This window comes from Acidobacteriota bacterium (assembly GCA_020349885.1).
Lineage (GTDB): Bacteria > Acidobacteriota.
Genome location: CP070701.1, coordinates 2,281,290 through 2,297,549, shown reverse-complemented (window position 1 = coordinate 2,297,549; position 16,260 = coordinate 2,281,290). Strand labels below are relative to the sequence as shown.

The following is a 16,260-nucleotide window of genomic DNA, read 5'->3' as shown; positions in this document are numbered from 1 at the left end:
CGAATGCGAAAACCCGCCGCCCCGCTTTCCCTCGGCCTGTGGGCCGCCGCGCTGCTGTGGCTGGGCGCGTCCTTCCCGGCGGGGCACGCGTTCGGCCAGACCGCCGAAGAGCCCGCCCCTGCGCCATGCCCGTCTCCGGAAGCGGTCGCGGCGTCGTTCCGGCCGGGCGAAGCTTTCAAATACCGCGCGAGCTGGAGCTGGTTCTCCCATGCGGGAGACATGGCCATCGAGGTCTCCCTCGACCGGACGCATCCGAAATTCTTTCGCATCGTGACGACGGTCTCCACCCAAGGCCCCATACGGTGGTTCCACAAGATCGACAACCGCGTCGAGTCGCTCCTTCTGGCGAACCCTCTGCGCATCCACTCGACGGCCACCGTCTCCGCCGAGGGCAAGCGCCGCGGGGACGACATCACCACCTTCGACCACGAGGCGGGTGTCGCACGCTTCACCGACCGCCTGCGTCCCGAAAAAAGCAAGACCGAGCCCATCGACCATCCCTGCCTCCTCGACATCATGTCGGGCGTTCTGCGCGTGCGCGGCATGCCCATGGAGCCGGGGGACGTGCAGGCCATCCTGGTGCACTCGGACGGCGAGAAATACCTTCTTACCCTTCATGCGGAGAAGGTGGAAAAAATCAAGACGCCGCTCGGTGCCTTCGAGGCCCTCCGCGTCCAGCCCCGGATGGATTTTAACCCCAAAGGGTTCTTTCGCAGGAAGGGGAAGCTTTGGATATGGTACTCGCTGGACGAGCGCCGGCTTCTTCTGAGAATCAAGACCAAGCTCAAGATCGGCGCCGCCGTGGCGACGCTCGTGGAATACACGCCGCCCTCCTCGGAAGAGGTCGATACGGGGCCGCCTGCGAGTCCGTAACTGCCTCCGGGGCGCAGCGTGGGGGCCGCCCCGGCGGTCTCTCAAGGCCCGCCCTTGCGAGCAGACCAGAGATTTTGCCGGATCTGCCGGATTTTTTGAGGAAGGAGAAAGGAGTAAGGAGCTATCTGCCCACCGCCAACGGCTGGCAGCTAACCCCTGACGGCTGATCCCTGGCGACCGGCCCCCGCCCTACCCTACTTTCGAATCCGCTCCAGCGCCTGCCTGGCGTGTTTTCGCACCAGGACGTCCGCGTCGGAGGCGGCCCGCTCGAGCGCTTCCCGGGCTTCCGAGGCGCGCAACTGCCCGAGAGCGCGCGCGGCGCTCTTTCGGACGATGGGGTCGGGGTCCCCGAGGGCCGCTACGAGCGGCTCGACGCCGCGCCGGTCACCGAGCATTCCGAGGCCCTTCGCGGCGCTCTTGCGCACGCGGCCATCGGGGTCTTTGCGGACCAATTCCACAAGGGGGAGCACCGCCCTCTTGTCCCGGATCTCGGCCAGCGCGAAGGCGGCGTTGTCGCGCACCAGCTTGCTGGGATCCCGGAGCGCCGCAATCAGCGCGGAGAGCGCCGCGGGGTCCTTGAGCTTGCCCAGCTTGTGGGCGGCGTCCCGCCGGGTCAGGTCGTATTCGTCGTTCAGGTCGCGGAGAAGCGTCTCCAGGGTCTCCCCCACCCCCAGCTCCGGCATCAGAACCCCCCGGACATGACGCGCCAGCGGGCCAGCTTCATGGTAATCTCGCGGAGGCGGTGCGTCAGAATCTTGCACAGAAGATGCAGGAACTGGTAGGCGCTCTCGACGTCGAGGGAGAGAATCTCGTCGAGCGTCTTCTTGTCGATCGCAAGGAGTGTCACGCCCTCCGCGTGCGCCTTGGCGTCCGCCGAGCGCGGTGACTGGTCCACGAGGGCCATCTCGCCGAAGAAATCGCCCCGCTCAAAAATGGCGAGAGCCTCCTCGCCCACGCCGGGGATGTCCTTCGAGATGATGACCTTGCCGTCGAGGATGATGTACAGCTTGTCGCCGGGGTCGCCCTCGCGGAAAATGATCTCGCCCGCCTCGAAGCGCTTCTCCGTGCTGAACGTGGCGAGCAGGCGCAGCTCCTTCGAGGAGAGGCCGCGCGTGGCGAGCACCTCGACCTTCTCCTCAACGCCGACCTCGACTTCCTTGGCCTCGGCCAAGTCCTTCTCGGTCACCTCCGGCACCGGCTCCTTCATGTCGGCAAAGAAGCTCTTCATGAGCTCGTTCGTGCGGCGGGTGTTCTTGGCCAGGGCCTTCCAGAAGTTCCAGTAGAAATGCACCGCGATCTCGCGCTCCACCTCGAAAAGGCTGTCGAGGCCGGCGTTGGAAAGCAGCCACAGCGTGGTGTCCTCCATGGCCATGGCCGAGGCCACGTGGTTCGCCTTGTCGATGAAGTTGATTTCTCCGAAATATTCGCCCGGCGCCGCCATCCCGACCTCCTGCTCCCCGACGGGCGTCGGGCAGATGAGCTTGATGCGTCCCGAGTCGACCACGTAGATGTAGCCGCTGTCGTCGCCTTCGTGGAAGACGTAGACGCCCGACTCGTAGTGTCGTTCTTCCACGAGCTTGGCGACCTTGTAGAGCTCGTCGTCGGTAAGGTTCTCGAAGATCGGAAAACGCCGCAGCCGGAGCGCCGTGCGCAGCCGGTCGGTGCGCACGTGCTTGTGCTCGCGCGCCGTGGTGATGAGGCGCGTCACCTGCGCGAAGGAGCTCGACTCCAAAAACTCCTTCTTGCGCTGGTCGAGCATGCCCATAAGGCGGTTCAGGCCCTTCATGCGGGTGCGGATGTGCTCGTTGCGGGCCTGTTTGGTCGCGATGCCCAACTTGTCGAACAGGAATTTGATGCGCCCCTTGTGGAGGGGGTTGCCCTCCTCCCGGCGAAGCATGGACAGCAGGAACGCGTCGATGGAGTTTTGAAGAGCGCTCCGGTAGTCGCCGCGCTCGATGTAAATTTTTCCCAGAAGCGCATGCGTTTCCTCGTGGAACGGGTTGATGTCGCGCGCGAGTTCGAGCTCCGCGAGCGCCCGATCGAGGTCGTCCTGCTGGTAAAAGAGGCTCCCCAAGTGATAGTGGGGAAGGTGCAGGTTGGTGTTCTGGTGCTTGGCGAACTCGAAGAACTCGAGCGCCTTCTCGAACCGCTGCCGCTCCAGATACACGAGCCCCAGCCCGATGTAGCGGCTCGCCAGGCGGTCGGCGTCCTCGCGCTCCTTTTCGAGTTCGTTGCGCAGGTGGTCCTTCGAGACGACCTCCATGCGCTTTTGCAGGTCACGGGCGCGCCCGAGGTTGATTTTGAGGGCGAGACTCGAAGGGAAAATCTTGACGGCCGTCTCGTAGAGGTTGATGGCCTCGCGGTACATGCGCTGGCTGATGAATTTGTTCGCGAGCGCGCAGAAGTCCTCCACCGTGATGCGGGACTCGACCGGGGAAGGCGCTTTGGCGCCCTCGGCAATGGGCACGACGTCGGCGTCGGGTTGCTTGGGTTCCGTTTGATTGGCCACGGCGTCTCTTGCTCCGGCAAAAGCGTGTCAAACAGGCTTCCCCTATGCTAACGCAAACCGCCGACGGGTGTCAACGCGGCGCGTCTATCCCCTAATCCCGACTTAGGAAAGAGGAACGAGAAGGCAATGCCTCATAAGATAAGGATTTTTAGAACAAGACACGCTACGCACTCGTCGAGGGGTGGGGCGAGGCGCGTTTCTATGCCGGGATCAGGGACTGGTTTGCTTGCTTTTCTCGTGTCGGCTATCATGCGCCGCCGTGACCGAGTCCCACGGATTTCTGCTAACAACGGCGTTTGCCACGGCGGGTATCCATAGTCTTATCCCGGAGCACTGGCTGCCGGTGGTGCTGGTGGGTCGAAGGGAGGGCTGGACGCTCGCTCGAACCATGGAGGTCGCGGGACTTTCGGGCCTTCTGCACATCGTGCTTTCGCTCGGCCTCGGTGCGGGGGCCTTTTTCCTGGGTGAAAAGACGGCGCACAGCCTCGGCTCGAAGATTGAGCCGCTGAGCCACCTGTTTCTCATCGTGTTCGGCCTCGGATACATCCTCTACGACTGGACGGCGGGCCACGGCCGCAAGCTCATGCGTGCGCCTGACCACGACGAGACCGAACACCTGCCCCCTCGCTTTCGAGGGGGCGCCGTGCCGTGGGTTTTGGCCTCGGTGGTGGGCTTCCATCCGTGCGTGCTCGCGGTGCCGGTGCTTGCTGCGGCCATGGCCGTGGAGGGCCTTCTATGGGTTGCGGTGCTCGCCGTCTTTTCGCTCACCACGGTGGCCACGCTGCTTCTCGCCGTCGCCCTAGGCCATAAGGGCGCCGAGCGGCTGCATTTTCTCTGGCTCGAACGCTACGGCGGCCTTCTCTCAGGAGGCCTCATCGCGGCGGCCGGCCTTGTGCTTTGGCTGCGATGATAAGAGGTTTACTTCGTATGGCGTGTGGTGTATATTGCATGCGGTCGAATGCACAACACACTGTACGCAACTTGCTCGTGCCATTTCCCGGCCGATTTGACTGAAAGGCCCCCTAGGAACTGGCTGGCGAGGCGGGTGAGCACGGAATACGCATAAAGGAGCACTACTATGGGAAAATTGCTTTATGGCGCCAAGGTCGCGGAGGCACTTCGGGAAGAAACGCGCGTCGAGGTGGGGACCCTCAGTGAGCAGCATGGCATCGTGCCCAAGCTCGTGGCCATCCTCGTGGGCGACAATCCCGCCTCGCGGACTTACGTTGGGGCGAAGCGCCGCGCCTGCGAGGCTGTGGGAATTGCAAGCGAGACCGTCCAGCTTGCCAGCGACATCACGACGGAGACGCTCCTTGAGGTCGTCCAGAACCTCAATCGCGACCCCGTGGTGGACGCCATCCTGGTGCAGCTGCCCCTTCCGTCGCATGTGGACAAGGTGGCCGTTCTCAACGCCGTGGAGCCCGCAAAGGACGTGGACGGATTTCATCCAGTCAACGTCGGGCGCACGTGCATCAATTCCGCGGGCGTCGCGCCCTGCACGCCGGCGGGCATAGTGGAGCTTCTCAAGCGCTATCGCGTCCGCATCGCGGGCGCCCGCGCCGTCATCGTGGGTCGAAGCGACATCGTGGGGAAGCCGCTTGCCTTGCTTCTTCTTCATGAACACGCCACCGTCACCGTCTGCCACTCCAAAACCAAGGACCTGCCCAAGCAGACCCAGCGCGCCGACATTTTGGTGGGCGCCATGGGGAAGCCGGCCTTCATCCGCGGTAAGCACATCCGCAAGGGCGCGGTCGTGGTGGACGTGGGCGTCAACCGCGTCGACTCGCGCAAGGAGGTCTTGAAATTGTTCGGCAAGCAGGGAAAGGAGTCGCGGGAGCGATTGAAGAGATTCGACGAGAAGGGCTACGTCCTAGTGGGCGACGTTCACCCCCGTGAGGGAAAGGCCAAGGCGCGCTCCATCACGCCCGTTCCTGGTGGCGTGGGGCCGCTCACCGTGGCGATGCTTGTGCGCAACACGCTGACCCTGGCGAAGATGCGCCGCGGCCCGGGGCAGGCGGCCGCGGCCCGTCGTTAGGAATCAGGGGCCAGCAGCCAGGGATTAGGGGCTAGGGTTTAGGGATTAGCAAGAATTCCTTTTGCTAACCACTGACGGCTGATCCCTAACCCCTTCTTATTTCTGGCCTCCGGCCGCCTTCTCGTCCCGCCGGCTCTCCTCCACCTCGCGCGCGAGGGCCTCGGCCTCCCGGACGAATTCTTCCACCACCTTGTCGGCCTCGACGCGGCGCAGTTTCTCGCCGTGCTTGAAAAGGTAGCCGTAATCCCTTCCGAGCGAGATGCCCAGGTCGGCCGCCTTGCTCTCGCCGGGGCCGTTCACCTCGCAGCCCATGACGGCCAGGTTGAGCGGCACCTTGATGTGGGTGACGCGGCGCTCGATCTCCTGCGCCATCTCGATCATGTCGGGCACCTGAAGGCGGCCGCAGGTGGGGCATGCGACGATGTTCGGGCGCTGGTTTCGCAGCCCGAGCGACTCGAGAATGTCCTGCCCGACGCGCACCTCGTCCACGGGCGAGCCGGCGAGGGAGACGCGGATGGTGTCGCCCAGCCCCTCCGCGAGGAGAATGCCCAGGCCGGCGGCCGACTTCACCGAGCCCGTGCCCAGCGTTCCCGCTTCGGTTATGCCCAGGTGGAACGGATAGTCCACCTTGTCGGCGAGCAGCCGGTAGGCCGCCACGGTGCGGGCGATGTCGGTCGCCTTGACGGAAACCTTGATGTCGAAGAAGCCGAGGTCTTCCAGAATGCGTATGTGGTGGAGGGCGCTCTCGACCATGGCCTCGGGCGTCGGATGGCCGTGCTTCATCAAAAGCTCGGGCTCCAGCGAGCCGGCGTTCACGCCGATCCGGATGGGCACGCCGCGCGACTTGGCCTCGTGCACGACGACGCGCACCTTCTCGTCCCCCGGCATTTCGATGTTGTCCGACGTGGGCATGCCGATGTTTCCGGGATTGAGCCGCAGGCAGGCGACGCCCGCCTCGAGGGCCGTGAGCGCCAGGCGGTAGTCGTAGTGGATGTCGGCCACGACGGGGATGGGGGAGTGCAGAACAATTTCCCTGAGGGCCTCGGCGTCCCCGGAGCGGGGCGCGGCGCAGCGCACGATGTCGCAGCCGACCGCGGCGACTTCCTCGATCTGCCGCAGCGTCGCGCGCGCGTTGTGCGTCTCGGTCTTGGTCATCGTCTGCACCGAGACTGGCGCGCCGCCCCCCACCGCGACGTTTCCCACGGTGAGGCGGCGGGTCTTGCGGCGTGGCTTCAGAAACGAGCCGTTCGTTGGCATGCCCTTCTCCCAAGCGCCCTTGCTTTGCCGGGGAGCATCAGCGTTTCAAACCTTTTTCGAGCGCCGTGTCCCAGCGGGCCATGCGCGCCAGGCTCTGGTAGTGTGTCAAGTCGTGGTGGATGGGCGTGATGGATATGTAGCCCTCGCGGACGACATGGTCATCGGCGGTGCCGTCCTTGTTCGGGTGCTGCATTTCGCCCGCCTGCCAGTAGTAGACGGCGCCGTGCGGGTCGCGCCGCTTGTCGAATTTCTCGATGAAGACCGACTCGGCCTGCCGCGTGACGCGCACGCCGCGCACGGGGGGCCGGGGGACGTTGACGTTGAGGAGCGTGCCGGGTGCGAGGCCCTCCCGGAGGACGAACCGGACCAGGCGACGCGTGAAGCGCGCCGCAAAGCGGAAATCGGCCGCGTCGCTTGGACGCAGCTCGGCGCCCGCGAGCGAGACGGCGATCGAAGGAATGCCCAGAATCGCGCCTTCGGTCGCGGCGGAAACCGTGCCCGAATAGATGAGGTTGCGGGCGATGTTCGCGCCGCGGTTGACGCCCGAGACGACGACATGGGGATGCGCGCCCTTCATGAGGGCGCGCACGGCCAGCTTGACGCAGTCGGCCGGAGTGCCAGTCACGGAATAGGCGCGCGCTCTGGGATGAAGCTGCTCCCCGCGAACTCGAAGCGGGTCCTCAATGGTTATGGCGTGGCCCGTGGCGCTCATCTCGCGCTCCGGCGCCACCGTCCACACCTCGCCCAGGCGCACCATCTCGCTCGTGAGCGCCCGGAGCCCTATCGCATGGATCCCGTCGTCGTTCGAGAGAAGGATGCGCAGGCCGCCCGCTCCGGGCCTGCTGGTCGGCCTGGTCGGGCGACGGGGGCGTTTCGCCTTCTTCACGACGTCGGGCCGCCTTTGGAGGCGGTGCCCAGCACGCTCACGACCACATCCCTCTTGCGGGGGCGGTTGTCGAAATCCACGAGCACAATCTGCTGCCACGTGCCGTGGAGGAGTTTCCTCTGCTCAAATGGCACGGTGAGCGAAGGGCCGAGCATCGCGGCGCGCACGTGGGAAAAGCCGTTGCCGTCCCCCCAGCGGTTGTTGTGTTCGTAGTCGTCGTTCTGGGGAGCGACGCGCTCGAACGCGCGCTTCAGATCCTCGAGCGCCCCCGACTCGTATTCAACGGTCGTCACGCCGGCCGTCGAGCCCGGCACGAACACGTTGACCAGGCCGCTCGATGCGTTCGACGCGGCCACGACGCGCTGCACCTTCTCCGTGAGGTCCAGGATGTCCGCAAAGCCGCGCGTGGAAACCACAAAGCGTTCGTTGTACATGGGCAGGTTCGGAGTTCCTCTAAGAAGCTTTCGCAGTGGGCAGAACAATAACCTGGGGGGCCTCCCCCTCGGGCTGCTCCTCTTCTTCCACGGGCTGTTCCTCTTCTTCCACTGGCTGCTCCTCTTCTTCCACTGGCTGTTCCCCTTCTTCCACTGGCTGTTCCCATTCTTCCACGGGCTGTTCCCCTTCTTCCACGGGCTGTTCCCCTTCTTCCACGGGCTCCACAGGCGCTCCGAATTCATAGTAGACCCGAAGCGAAGAGTCGAGCTCGCTGGCTTCGTTCCGACCGAGGACGAGATAGGCCGCCTCCGTGAGCGTGTATTCGTAAGGGCGGCCCCAAGGGTCCGTGAGGTCGGAGGCTCCGACGAAGTCGCGTTCGTAGAGCGACTCAAGCTCGTCCGGATACCGCTGGTAGTTCAGGTAGAAAGCCTTGAGGGCCCAGTCAATCTTTTCCAGCCGGTTCCGGCTTACGCCGTAGTTTGCTTCATTAAAAAGGCTGCGGTAGCGCTGCGCGAAGTAGAACGTATTGAGCGGGTTGAGCCACGAGGTGGCCAGGGAGGCCGCAACGATCAGAACGCCCATGGCCGCGGCGATGCGCACCAGAACGGGACTTTCTTCATCGCCTCCCTTCTTCCGCTTCAATCCAACGCCGGGGGCAAGCTGGTCGAGTTTTTCCTCAATGACGCCGCGCTCGAGGAGAGCATAGAGCACGTGGCAGACCTCGAACTCCGTAAGCGGCACACGGTCGATGATGTCCCGCACCGAGTTTACGCCGTCGACGCGTGCCAGAACCAACGCCTCCTCACGGGGCAGGTTCCCGGCGCCCGAAGCTCCCTCGGCAGATTCGGAAAAGTCGAAGCCGCCCGCGGGCGTCATCGGCGGGGCCGCCTCCCCGCCTTCGAGCAGCGCGTCGTCGTCGGCCGCTTTCCGAAACACTTTTTTGAAATTGGGAATCTTTTTCTCAATCTGCGGCCACTCATCGAGCATTCGCATCCCTTCCATCAGAATGTGGTCGGAACGGATGGGATCGAAGTTTTCGCGGTCGTAGTCGATTTCCTCCTCCTGCAGGAACTTGAACTCGCCCTCGCTCCAGCGGAAGAGACGGTAAATGATTTGCAGGACCTGCGTCCGCAGCGCCTCCCGGAGCGCCTTCTGATTCACGAACTGGTGCTCGATGAGCACGGCGCCCAGGCGCTGGAGCGTTTGCTTCTGGAGCTCAAGCGCCTCCCGGAGGCGCGCTTCCGTGAGGGCGCCGGAGCGCACAAGCACGTAGCCCAGCCGATCCTCGACCTTCTTGGGCTGGGTGTCGGCCCAAACGACCTGGCCTTGAATGAATGAAATTTTAATTCTCTCGTCCTGGGCGCTCTCGAGGGTCAGAACACCCGTGTTGCGGTTGTTGGCGATAAGCTGAAAGATGGCGTCCAGCCCGAAATCCCTTAAATTGCCTTCGAGCGCCATCGTTCTACTCCTCGCTCCCCGCTAGCCAGCTCCACGGGTTCGCCACAAGCCACGGCAGGGCCATCACGGCTGCGCCCACATAAAGCGTAGGAACCTGAAGCGCCGCAACAAGCGCCATCGGATCGCTCAGAAACCACGGCCGGGCCGCGATCATGGCCGCTCCTACGCTCCAAAACACAAGCAGCGTCACGCCTCTGCCAAACGCGCCGACATACAGGGCGCCGCCTCCTGGAATCAACAGGTTGAGCGCAAATCGCAGCATGCGCTGCCGGCGCTGATAACGCTCCGCTTCGTACATCTTGCGGCTGCGGATGGTGGGCGAAACCCCTTCCTTCTTGATAAAAAGATGCGCGCACTGCGAACAGTACGTCTCCGACTCAAGCCCTACGCGGCACCGGTCGCAGTAGGGTCGTCCGCATTTGATGCAGGAGCGCGCCTCGGGGTTCAGGCGGTTGAACATGGCGTAAAGCGCAATCGCCGCGGCGGTTACGAGCGCGAGCAACATAAAGAGATTCAGAAAGGCGGTCCCCGTGAAGGCCGCCGACGCGGTCTGCTGTCCGTTGCCGGCAGGGCGGCGGACCCTCAGGAACTGAGAAAATAAATCGCGGGACTTTGGATAGGCGTCCACCACCAGCTCCTGGGGGCTTGTGCCCTTGTACTGCGCGTAGACGGCGACTTCTCCGCTGTCGAGAAGCGTGGCCTGGTCGAGGGCGTCCACGGCTTCGGTGAATTTAAACATGCTGTTGTAGACCTGGTGCATGTTGTAGTAGGCGAGCGCGGTCGGCATAATCTCGTTGGCCACTTTGTAGTGGTGGATGGCTTCCCCGGGCTCCTGTGCCTGGAAGCGCACGTTCCCCAGATTGATGCGGGCTTGAACAAAATCCGGCTCAAGCTCAATGGCGTGCTCGAAGTGGCGCTTGGCCTCGTCCGAGAAGCCGCCGTTTTTGTATAGCATGCCGAGCGTAAACGCGAGCCATGGACTGTCGGGATCCTGTTCCATGAGCTCTCGGAGGAATTTAATGCGCGACGCGTCGAAATTGCCGGTGATGGCCGAGATGGAGGAATGCACGTAGGGATCGGTGGCCGTCAGGGTGAGGTGCTTGACAACGCCAAGGGCCGGCACGAAGCACCCCAGCACCACAAGGAGAGCCCCCGTTGCGATCCGCTCGACCACGTTAAAATACCGCCAGAAGAGCACCGCCCAAAAGAGAGCAAGCCACAGCGGCCCGAGCCACAGAAAGGCCGGCAGGAAAACAATGCCGCCTGCAAGGAGCACGGAAGCCCCCGGGGGAAGGATGCGGCGGCATTTTTCTTTCGTTTCGTGATAGACGAGCCGCATGTTGCGCAACACGCCCACGGCCATGGTTGCGAGCGCCCAAATTCCCGCGGCCACGTAGAGGACGATAAGCACGTTGCTTGCCAGGTAATACGCGCTCCAGAAGTTTTGCAAGCGGCCGCCCAAGGCGCGCAGCACCTCCAACGTATAGGCGAACAGGTTGTAAGGACTCTGCCGAAAATAGACGTGCGCTTTGCCCAGGTGGGCCATGTAGAGCGCCGGGTTGAAATCGAGCGCCCGGTCGAAGGCATGGAGCGCCGCCTCCGCGTTGCCGATCTCGTATAACATATAGCCTTCGTATAGAAGGGCCTGCGCAAGCAGGGGCGATTCGTCCACCATGGCGGTGTGGCTCAATTCCTTGATGTCCTTGAGCGCCTGTTCGGCGCCCTCCATGCGTTTCTCCTGAAGGTGAAGGCGATGCTGGAACCAGAGGCTCACGATTTCATTGCGCGCCTGCGTGACCTCTTCCTTGCGCCCGCCGACCTGCATGACGAGCGCCTGTTCGCGCAGCTGCTCGGGATCAAGCTCGATCACGACCTGCGCGCCCGCCGGCTCCGCGAGCAGCAGCGCCGCGCCTACGACAACCGTTGCGAAGCGTAGGCGGTGCGAGAGAACCTTGCGTGGAACGGGATGCCTGCTCACGTGCGCGGCGCGAGGATTTCCTGCTGGCGCGCGACGTAACGCATGTGGAGCTCGTAGAGGACCGAGCGCAGAATGCGGTCCTCGTCCGGCGTCAGGCGGCCTTCGGTTTTCCGCTGCAGGTCTTCGAGCATGTCAATGTAGCCGTGCGCCTCCTCGATGTTCACGTAGCGGTCGCCTCCGGAAGGACTCTCAACGTCGCCCAGGGCGATCTGGGCGGACGTGGCAAGCGAGAGGATGAGCGAGAGAAGGGGCGTGGGGCGCACCGAATCCGCCGCCTGTTCTTTGGAGGAGGGTTCCGACGTCGAGTCCACTGCCTGTTCTTCGGGAGAGGATTCCGGCGCCGAGTCCTTTTTCGACGGCTCGGGCTGCGAGGCCTCGGAGGACGGGCGCTCCGCTTCGGCTTCCCCGCCGGGCGCTTTGGCACCGTCATTCCGGCGGAAGGAGCCGTCGCTGTTAAACTTGCGGCGGTCCACCACCTTGATGCCCGCGTCATGGGAGAATCCTTCGCCGTGCTCTTCCATCTCTCGTTCGGCCTCAAAATTGTCCGGTAAACAACCCAGTATAGCCTCCGTGTGCGGCAAAAGCAATATGCCTTCTGCCTGAGGTAACGGAAGGTGCGGAGGGTTCGGAAGGTGCGGAAGATGCAGACACCGTCACGCACCTTCTGCACCTTCCGCACGCGGTTCACGCGCGCGGATGGTGCGCTTCGTACACGCGGCGCAGGCGCTCGCGCGCCACATGGGTGTAGATTTGGGTCGTCGTGAGGTTGGCGTGCCCGAGCATCATCTGGATCGAGCGCAGGTCGGCGTCGCGCTCCAGAAGATGCGTCGCGAACGAATGGCGCAGCACGTGCGGCGAAATTTTCTCCTTCGCAATTCCCGCCTCCCGCGCATGGAGCTTCAGGCGGTGCCAGAACTGGACGCGCGTTATGGCCGCGCCGCGATTGGAGAGAAAAAGGGCCGGCTCGCCCTCGCGCCCCTTTTTGAGTAGCGCGGGGCGCGCGTGCTCGACGTAATCTCTCAGCCTCCCAAGCGCCGTCTCGCCAGTGGGCACCATGCGCTCCTTCGCGCGCTTTCCCACGACGCGTGCGACTCCCGCTCGCCAGTCCACCTGGTCGAGCCGAAGGCCCACGAGCTCCGAGGCGCGAACGCCAGTTGCGTAGAGGAACTCGATCATCGCGCGGTCGCGCAGGCCGAGGGGCGTCGCCGGGTCGGGCGCGTCGATCAATTTCTCGACTTCGTCGAGCGAGAGCGTGCGTGGAAGCGCGCTCCAGCTTCGCGGCGACTCGATCTCCGCCAGGGGATCGGAAGAAACTTCCTTTTCGAGAAGGAGGAATTTCCAGAGCGTGCGCAGCGCGCTCAGGCGCCGGGCCTGCGTGCGCGGCGAGAGGCGGTCGTGCTCCGCCCGGAGGAACGCCTCGACGTCCTCGGCCTTTACATCTTTGGGAAACTCCGTCTCGCGGCGCGCGAGACATTCCAAAAATTTCTCCACATCGCGCCGGTAGGCGCTCACCGTGTTTTCGGAAAGCCCCCGCTCGACGCGCAGGTGCTCGAGGAAGCGGACGACGCGCGGTTCCACGGGGACATGATACTATGATGAAGGATACGGTGCTCCGTACCCCTCTAAGCCGAGGAGGCGCGGCGGCGGGAGGGATTTCTACTGGAGCGTGAACCAGACAACCGCCGTGAACGACAGGCTGATGGGCATGCCGTGAAGGGTGCTGGGTTCGTATTTCCACTTCCAGACGGCTTCGACGGCCTTTTCGGTCATACCGAGCGGCCCTCCCTCGATGACGGCCACATCGGCGACGTTTCCCCTTTCGTCAACGGTGACATTCAGGATGACGTTGCCCTCCAGGCCCACCCGCTTGGCCTCTTCGGGGTATTCCGGCTCGACGTAGTGAACGCGCATCGGTTGCGTGGTACCCGCTACGCCCGCGGTGAGGGGGCGTACGGGCGCGGGCGGACCTTTGGGTATGCCGATGACGACGTCCACGCCCGGCGGGATGATAATTTCCGGAGGCTCCGGCTCGCGGATGGGCTCCGGCTCGTCCGGCGTGGGGTCGGGAACGGGCCTGCGATCTTTATTCACCTTCTCTTGGGGAGGAGGGGGAATCTTGGGCGGGGGAATGATCTTGATGAGGGTTATCACGTGCTTAATGGGTTCCTTCGTTTCTTGAACCACCTCTTTACTCTCAATGAGGAAAAACAGGGGGAGCAGAAGATGGAACAGGAGGGCGACTATGGTAACGCGCCTGATGCGTTTGGGCGTCTTGGGGTCGATCGCGAGAAGGAGCGAAAGGTCAACCCTCGAGGTGGGTGACGTCTTGTCTCCGGCCTGGGGCCGGGAAGTGTCGCCGGTCTTTTCTTTGTCGGCCATCGATGCCGTCGGTATTTCGGAATAGACGAATCTTTTTTTCTTGAGGCTCATGGGTTTAACTCCAGTCATTTTCCGAAAGCTTCTTTTTCCGCCGGCACGACTACGGGTCCATTCTCCGCTTCGAGGAGCTTGTGCGCCTTGGCAACCAGACTGGCAAGCTCGATGACCTTGGCGTCGTGCTTAAAGGGCGCTTCCGCGGCCTGCACCGTGTCGAGCACCGCACCCAGATCGCTCTCCCTGGCCCAATAGCTTCGGCGCAGAATCTCGGCAAACTCCGCGGACGAGGCGGCAATGCGGAGAGCGGGCGAAGCGGCGTCGAACGAGTCGCGGAAGTCGGCGGCGGTAATATCTTGCGAAAACTCGCGTACCGAATTTTCCCGGTCCACGTCCTTGTAGCGCACATAGACCGTGGCGAGGCGGCCCTTGGGCGCGTCCTCGTGGAGCTTGAGCTCATAGAGCGCCGTGACCGTGTGCCCGGCGCCGACTTCGCCGCCGTCCACCCGGTCGTTTCGGAAGTCCTTGTCGGCCACATCGCGGTTTTCATAACCAAGCAGACGATAGCTCCGCACCCTCTGCGGGTTGAAATCCACCTGGATCTTCACGTCCCTGGCGATGACTTGCAGCGTGCCAGTGAGGTTCTCGACAAAGATGCGCTTCGCCTCGCCGAGCGTATCCACGTAGGCGTAGTGACCGTCGCCCTTGTCGCCGAGTTTTTCCAGCAGAACGTCGTTGTAGTTGCCCATGCCGAAGCCCACGGACGTAAGGGTGATGCCTTTTTCGGCGTACGCCTTAATCTTTTCGAGAATCTGCTCGGCGCCGGTCTGGCCCACGTTGGCCACTCCGTCAGAGCAGAGGATGACGCGGTTGACGGTGTTTTCCCGGAAAGCCTTTGCCGCAAGCTCGTAGCCGAGCCGCAGGCCGGCCTCGGCGTTTGTGGCACCCTGCGGCGCGAGCCACTCGATGGCCGTGAGAATCTTCCCGCGCTCCTGGAGTCCGGTGTGCTCCAGAACGACGCGCGCGTCGCTGCCGTAGACGACGATTCCGACGCGGTCGCGCTCGGTGAGCTCGTCGAGCAGGAGACGCAGCGCCTTTTTGACGAGCTCGAGCCGGTTCTCGCGATCCATCGAGCCCGAGACGTCTATTACAAAGGTCAACACCGCGTCCTTGCGGTTTTCGGGGATTATCTTCTTGCCCTGGACGCCGATGCGCAGGAGCTTGTGGCGCGGCCCGCCGAACCTCGAGGGCGCCCCCTCGGCGTAGACGGCGAACGTCTTCCCGCTGGGCGGTTCGTAGCCGTAGTCGAAGAAATTCACGAATTCCTCGACGCGCACCGCTTCCTTGGGCGGCAGAACCCCCTCCGTGAGATAACGCCGCGTCACCGTGTAGGATGCCGTGTCCACGTCCGTGGCGAACGTGGAGAGGCGGTCGTCCTCGGTGTCGATGAAGGGGTTGACGCCGTACGTCTCAAAAAACATCGCGTCAAAGGCCGCGTTGTTCGGCGGACGTGTTCCGCCGTGCGCGGGAGGGTAGCGGCAGCCGGTTGTTCCGACTGTTAAGCCTCCCACGTATCCGAGGCTATTCAGCGTCTGCACGCCGGAATAATGTTGACCAGGCGTCGGATCGGGTACGGCAATTCGGAGCTTCTTGATGTGGGGGCTTGCCGGTATCGGTTGCCCCGTGGACTGCAATTCGTAGCTCCGGACGGACAGTTTTTTCTCCATTTCGGGCGAGGCCCTCGTGGCCGCTTTGCGGCTTTCCTCGACGGGCTTGCGCCGGGGCGCAGCGGCCGCTTCGGCGCTCTTTTCCGGCTGGAGCATGACGTCGTGTTTGGTGCTCTCGCCGCTCAAGACACGGACGTCCGCTTTCAAGGGAGAGAATTTCGGAATTTCCACTTCCAACGTGTAGCGGCCCGGCTCGAGGTTCGTGAATCGATACAGGCCGTCTTGCCGTGTGGTTTGCGGCCCGATGCGCTCCACGAATCCCGGATGCTTAAGGTACAAGCAGCACGCGCCCGGAAGCGGCGTTCCATCGGGTGTTGTTACCGTGCCTTCGAGTGTGCCGCGTTCGAAAGCGGCGCCTCTGACCGTATCGGTTGAGGCGTTCATCATCCAGAGCCCGCTTCCTATGAGCGCCGCGAGCACAAGACACGCCGACGCCGTACGAATGCTTTGTCGTTTCATCGCTTTTCCTCCGGTTTCTTGCCTGTTTGTCTCACGTCTCTGTCTCATACCTGCATTACGCAGGAGGAGGAAAAACGTTTATCGGGAATTTCCGAAAGAAACCCGCTTTTTCGCCGGGCAGAACCTATCTGAAGAGGCGCGGGGCCAAGGGGGCGTGATACGCCTTAGGGTGGGATGATGCACCCCACCGCCTGGCTTTGGTGGCACAGACCCCTGGCGTGTCCGTCAGGACAAGCTTGGCTGCCGCCAGGCAAGCTTTAGTCTGTGGTG

Annotated in this window: 14 protein-coding genes; 3 read left to right on the top strand and 11 right to left on the bottom strand. The window is 63.4% G+C overall.

Going from position 1 to position 16,260, the window contains the following annotated elements:
• Window positions 1-3: 3 nt before the first annotated feature.
• A complete protein-coding gene (locus JSV08_09800) occupies window positions 4-873 on the top strand; it encodes a DUF3108 domain-containing protein (GenBank protein UCF80776.1) in 870 nt (289 codons plus the stop codon).
• Window positions 874-1,067: 194 nt separating this feature from the next.
• Here the strand turns inward: JSV08_09800 and JSV08_09795 are convergent, their stop codons facing one another.
• Together JSV08_09795 and JSV08_09790 are read right to left on the bottom strand one after the other, a co-directional pair.
• Complete coding sequence (locus JSV08_09795; protein ID UCF80775.1) at window positions 1,068-1,556, bottom strand: HEAT repeat domain-containing protein; 489 nt, start codon at window positions 1,554-1,556, stop codon at window positions 1,068-1,070.
• Complete coding sequence (locus JSV08_09790; protein ID UCF80774.1) at window positions 1,556-3,382, bottom strand: cyclic nucleotide-binding domain-containing protein; 1,827 nt, start codon at window positions 3,380-3,382, stop codon at window positions 1,556-1,558. The genes JSV08_09795 and JSV08_09790 overlap by 1 nt, the downstream gene beginning before the upstream one ends.
• Before the next feature lie 259 nt (window positions 3,383-3,641).
• On the opposite strand from JSV08_09790, the gene JSV08_09785 reads away from it, so the two are divergent.
• Window positions 3,642-4,292 carry a hypothetical protein gene (locus tag JSV08_09785; protein ID UCF80773.1) on the top strand — a complete coding sequence of 217 codons (651 nt, stop codon included), beginning with the start codon at window positions 3,642-3,644 and terminating at the stop codon, window positions 4,290-4,292.
• Window positions 4,293-4,460: 168 nt separating this feature from the next.
• Window positions 4,461-5,417, top strand: a complete 957-nt coding sequence (locus tag JSV08_09780; protein UCF80772.1) for a bifunctional 5,10-methylenetetrahydrofolate dehydrogenase/5,10-methenyltetrahydrofolate cyclohydrolase — start codon at window positions 4,461-4,463, stop codon at window positions 5,415-5,417.
• A gap of 96 nt (window positions 5,418-5,513) precedes the next feature.
• Here JSV08_09780 and ispG read toward each other — a convergent pair whose 3' ends face one another.
• From ispG to JSV08_09735, 9 genes are all read right to left on the bottom strand, one after another.
• Entirely contained in the window at window positions 5,514-6,674 is a 1,161-nt protein-coding gene (gene ispG / locus JSV08_09775; protein ID UCF80771.1) for a flavodoxin-dependent (E)-4-hydroxy-3-methylbut-2-enyl-diphosphate synthase, read from the bottom strand.
• A gap of 37 nt (window positions 6,675-6,711) precedes the next feature.
• A complete protein-coding gene (gene surE / locus JSV08_09770; GenBank protein ID UCF81883.1) occupies window positions 6,712-7,497 on the bottom strand; it encodes a 5'/3'-nucleotidase SurE in 786 nt (261 codons plus the stop codon).
• A gap of 59 nt (window positions 7,498-7,556) precedes the next feature.
• Entirely contained in the window at window positions 7,557-7,994 is a 438-nt protein-coding gene (locus JSV08_09765) for a YjbQ family protein (GenBank protein ID UCF80770.1), read from the bottom strand.
• A gap of 19 nt (window positions 7,995-8,013) precedes the next feature.
• Entirely contained in the window at window positions 8,014-9,453 is a 1,440-nt protein-coding gene (locus JSV08_09760; protein UCF80769.1) for a DUF4388 domain-containing protein, read from the bottom strand.
• 4 nt (window positions 9,454-9,457) lie between these two features.
• Window positions 9,458-11,431 (bottom strand): tetratricopeptide repeat protein, encoded by a 1,974-nt coding sequence (locus tag JSV08_09755; protein UCF80768.1) that lies wholly within the window; start codon window positions 11,429-11,431, stop codon window positions 9,458-9,460.
• A complete protein-coding gene (locus JSV08_09750) occupies window positions 11,428-11,952 on the bottom strand; it encodes a DUF1844 domain-containing protein (GenBank protein ID UCF80767.1) in 525 nt (174 codons plus the stop codon). The genes JSV08_09755 and JSV08_09750 overlap by 4 nt, the downstream gene beginning before the upstream one ends.
• A 163-nt stretch (window positions 11,953-12,115) precedes the next feature.
• Entirely contained in the window at window positions 12,116-13,009 is an 894-nt protein-coding gene (gene xerD / locus JSV08_09745) for a site-specific tyrosine recombinase XerD (GenBank protein UCF80766.1), read from the bottom strand.
• Window positions 13,010-13,087: 78 nt separating this feature from the next.
• Window positions 13,088-13,879: an energy transducer TonB gene (locus JSV08_09740; protein ID UCF80765.1), complete on the bottom strand. Its 792-nt coding sequence runs from the start codon at window positions 13,877-13,879 to the stop codon at window positions 13,088-13,090.
• Window positions 13,876-15,990 carry a von Willebrand factor type A domain-containing protein gene (locus tag JSV08_09735; GenBank protein UCF80764.1) on the bottom strand — a complete coding sequence of 705 codons (2,115 nt, stop codon included), beginning with the start codon at window positions 15,988-15,990 and terminating at the stop codon, window positions 13,876-13,878. The genes JSV08_09740 and JSV08_09735 overlap by 4 nt, the downstream gene beginning before the upstream one ends.
• Window positions 15,991-16,260: the final 270 nt, after the last annotated feature.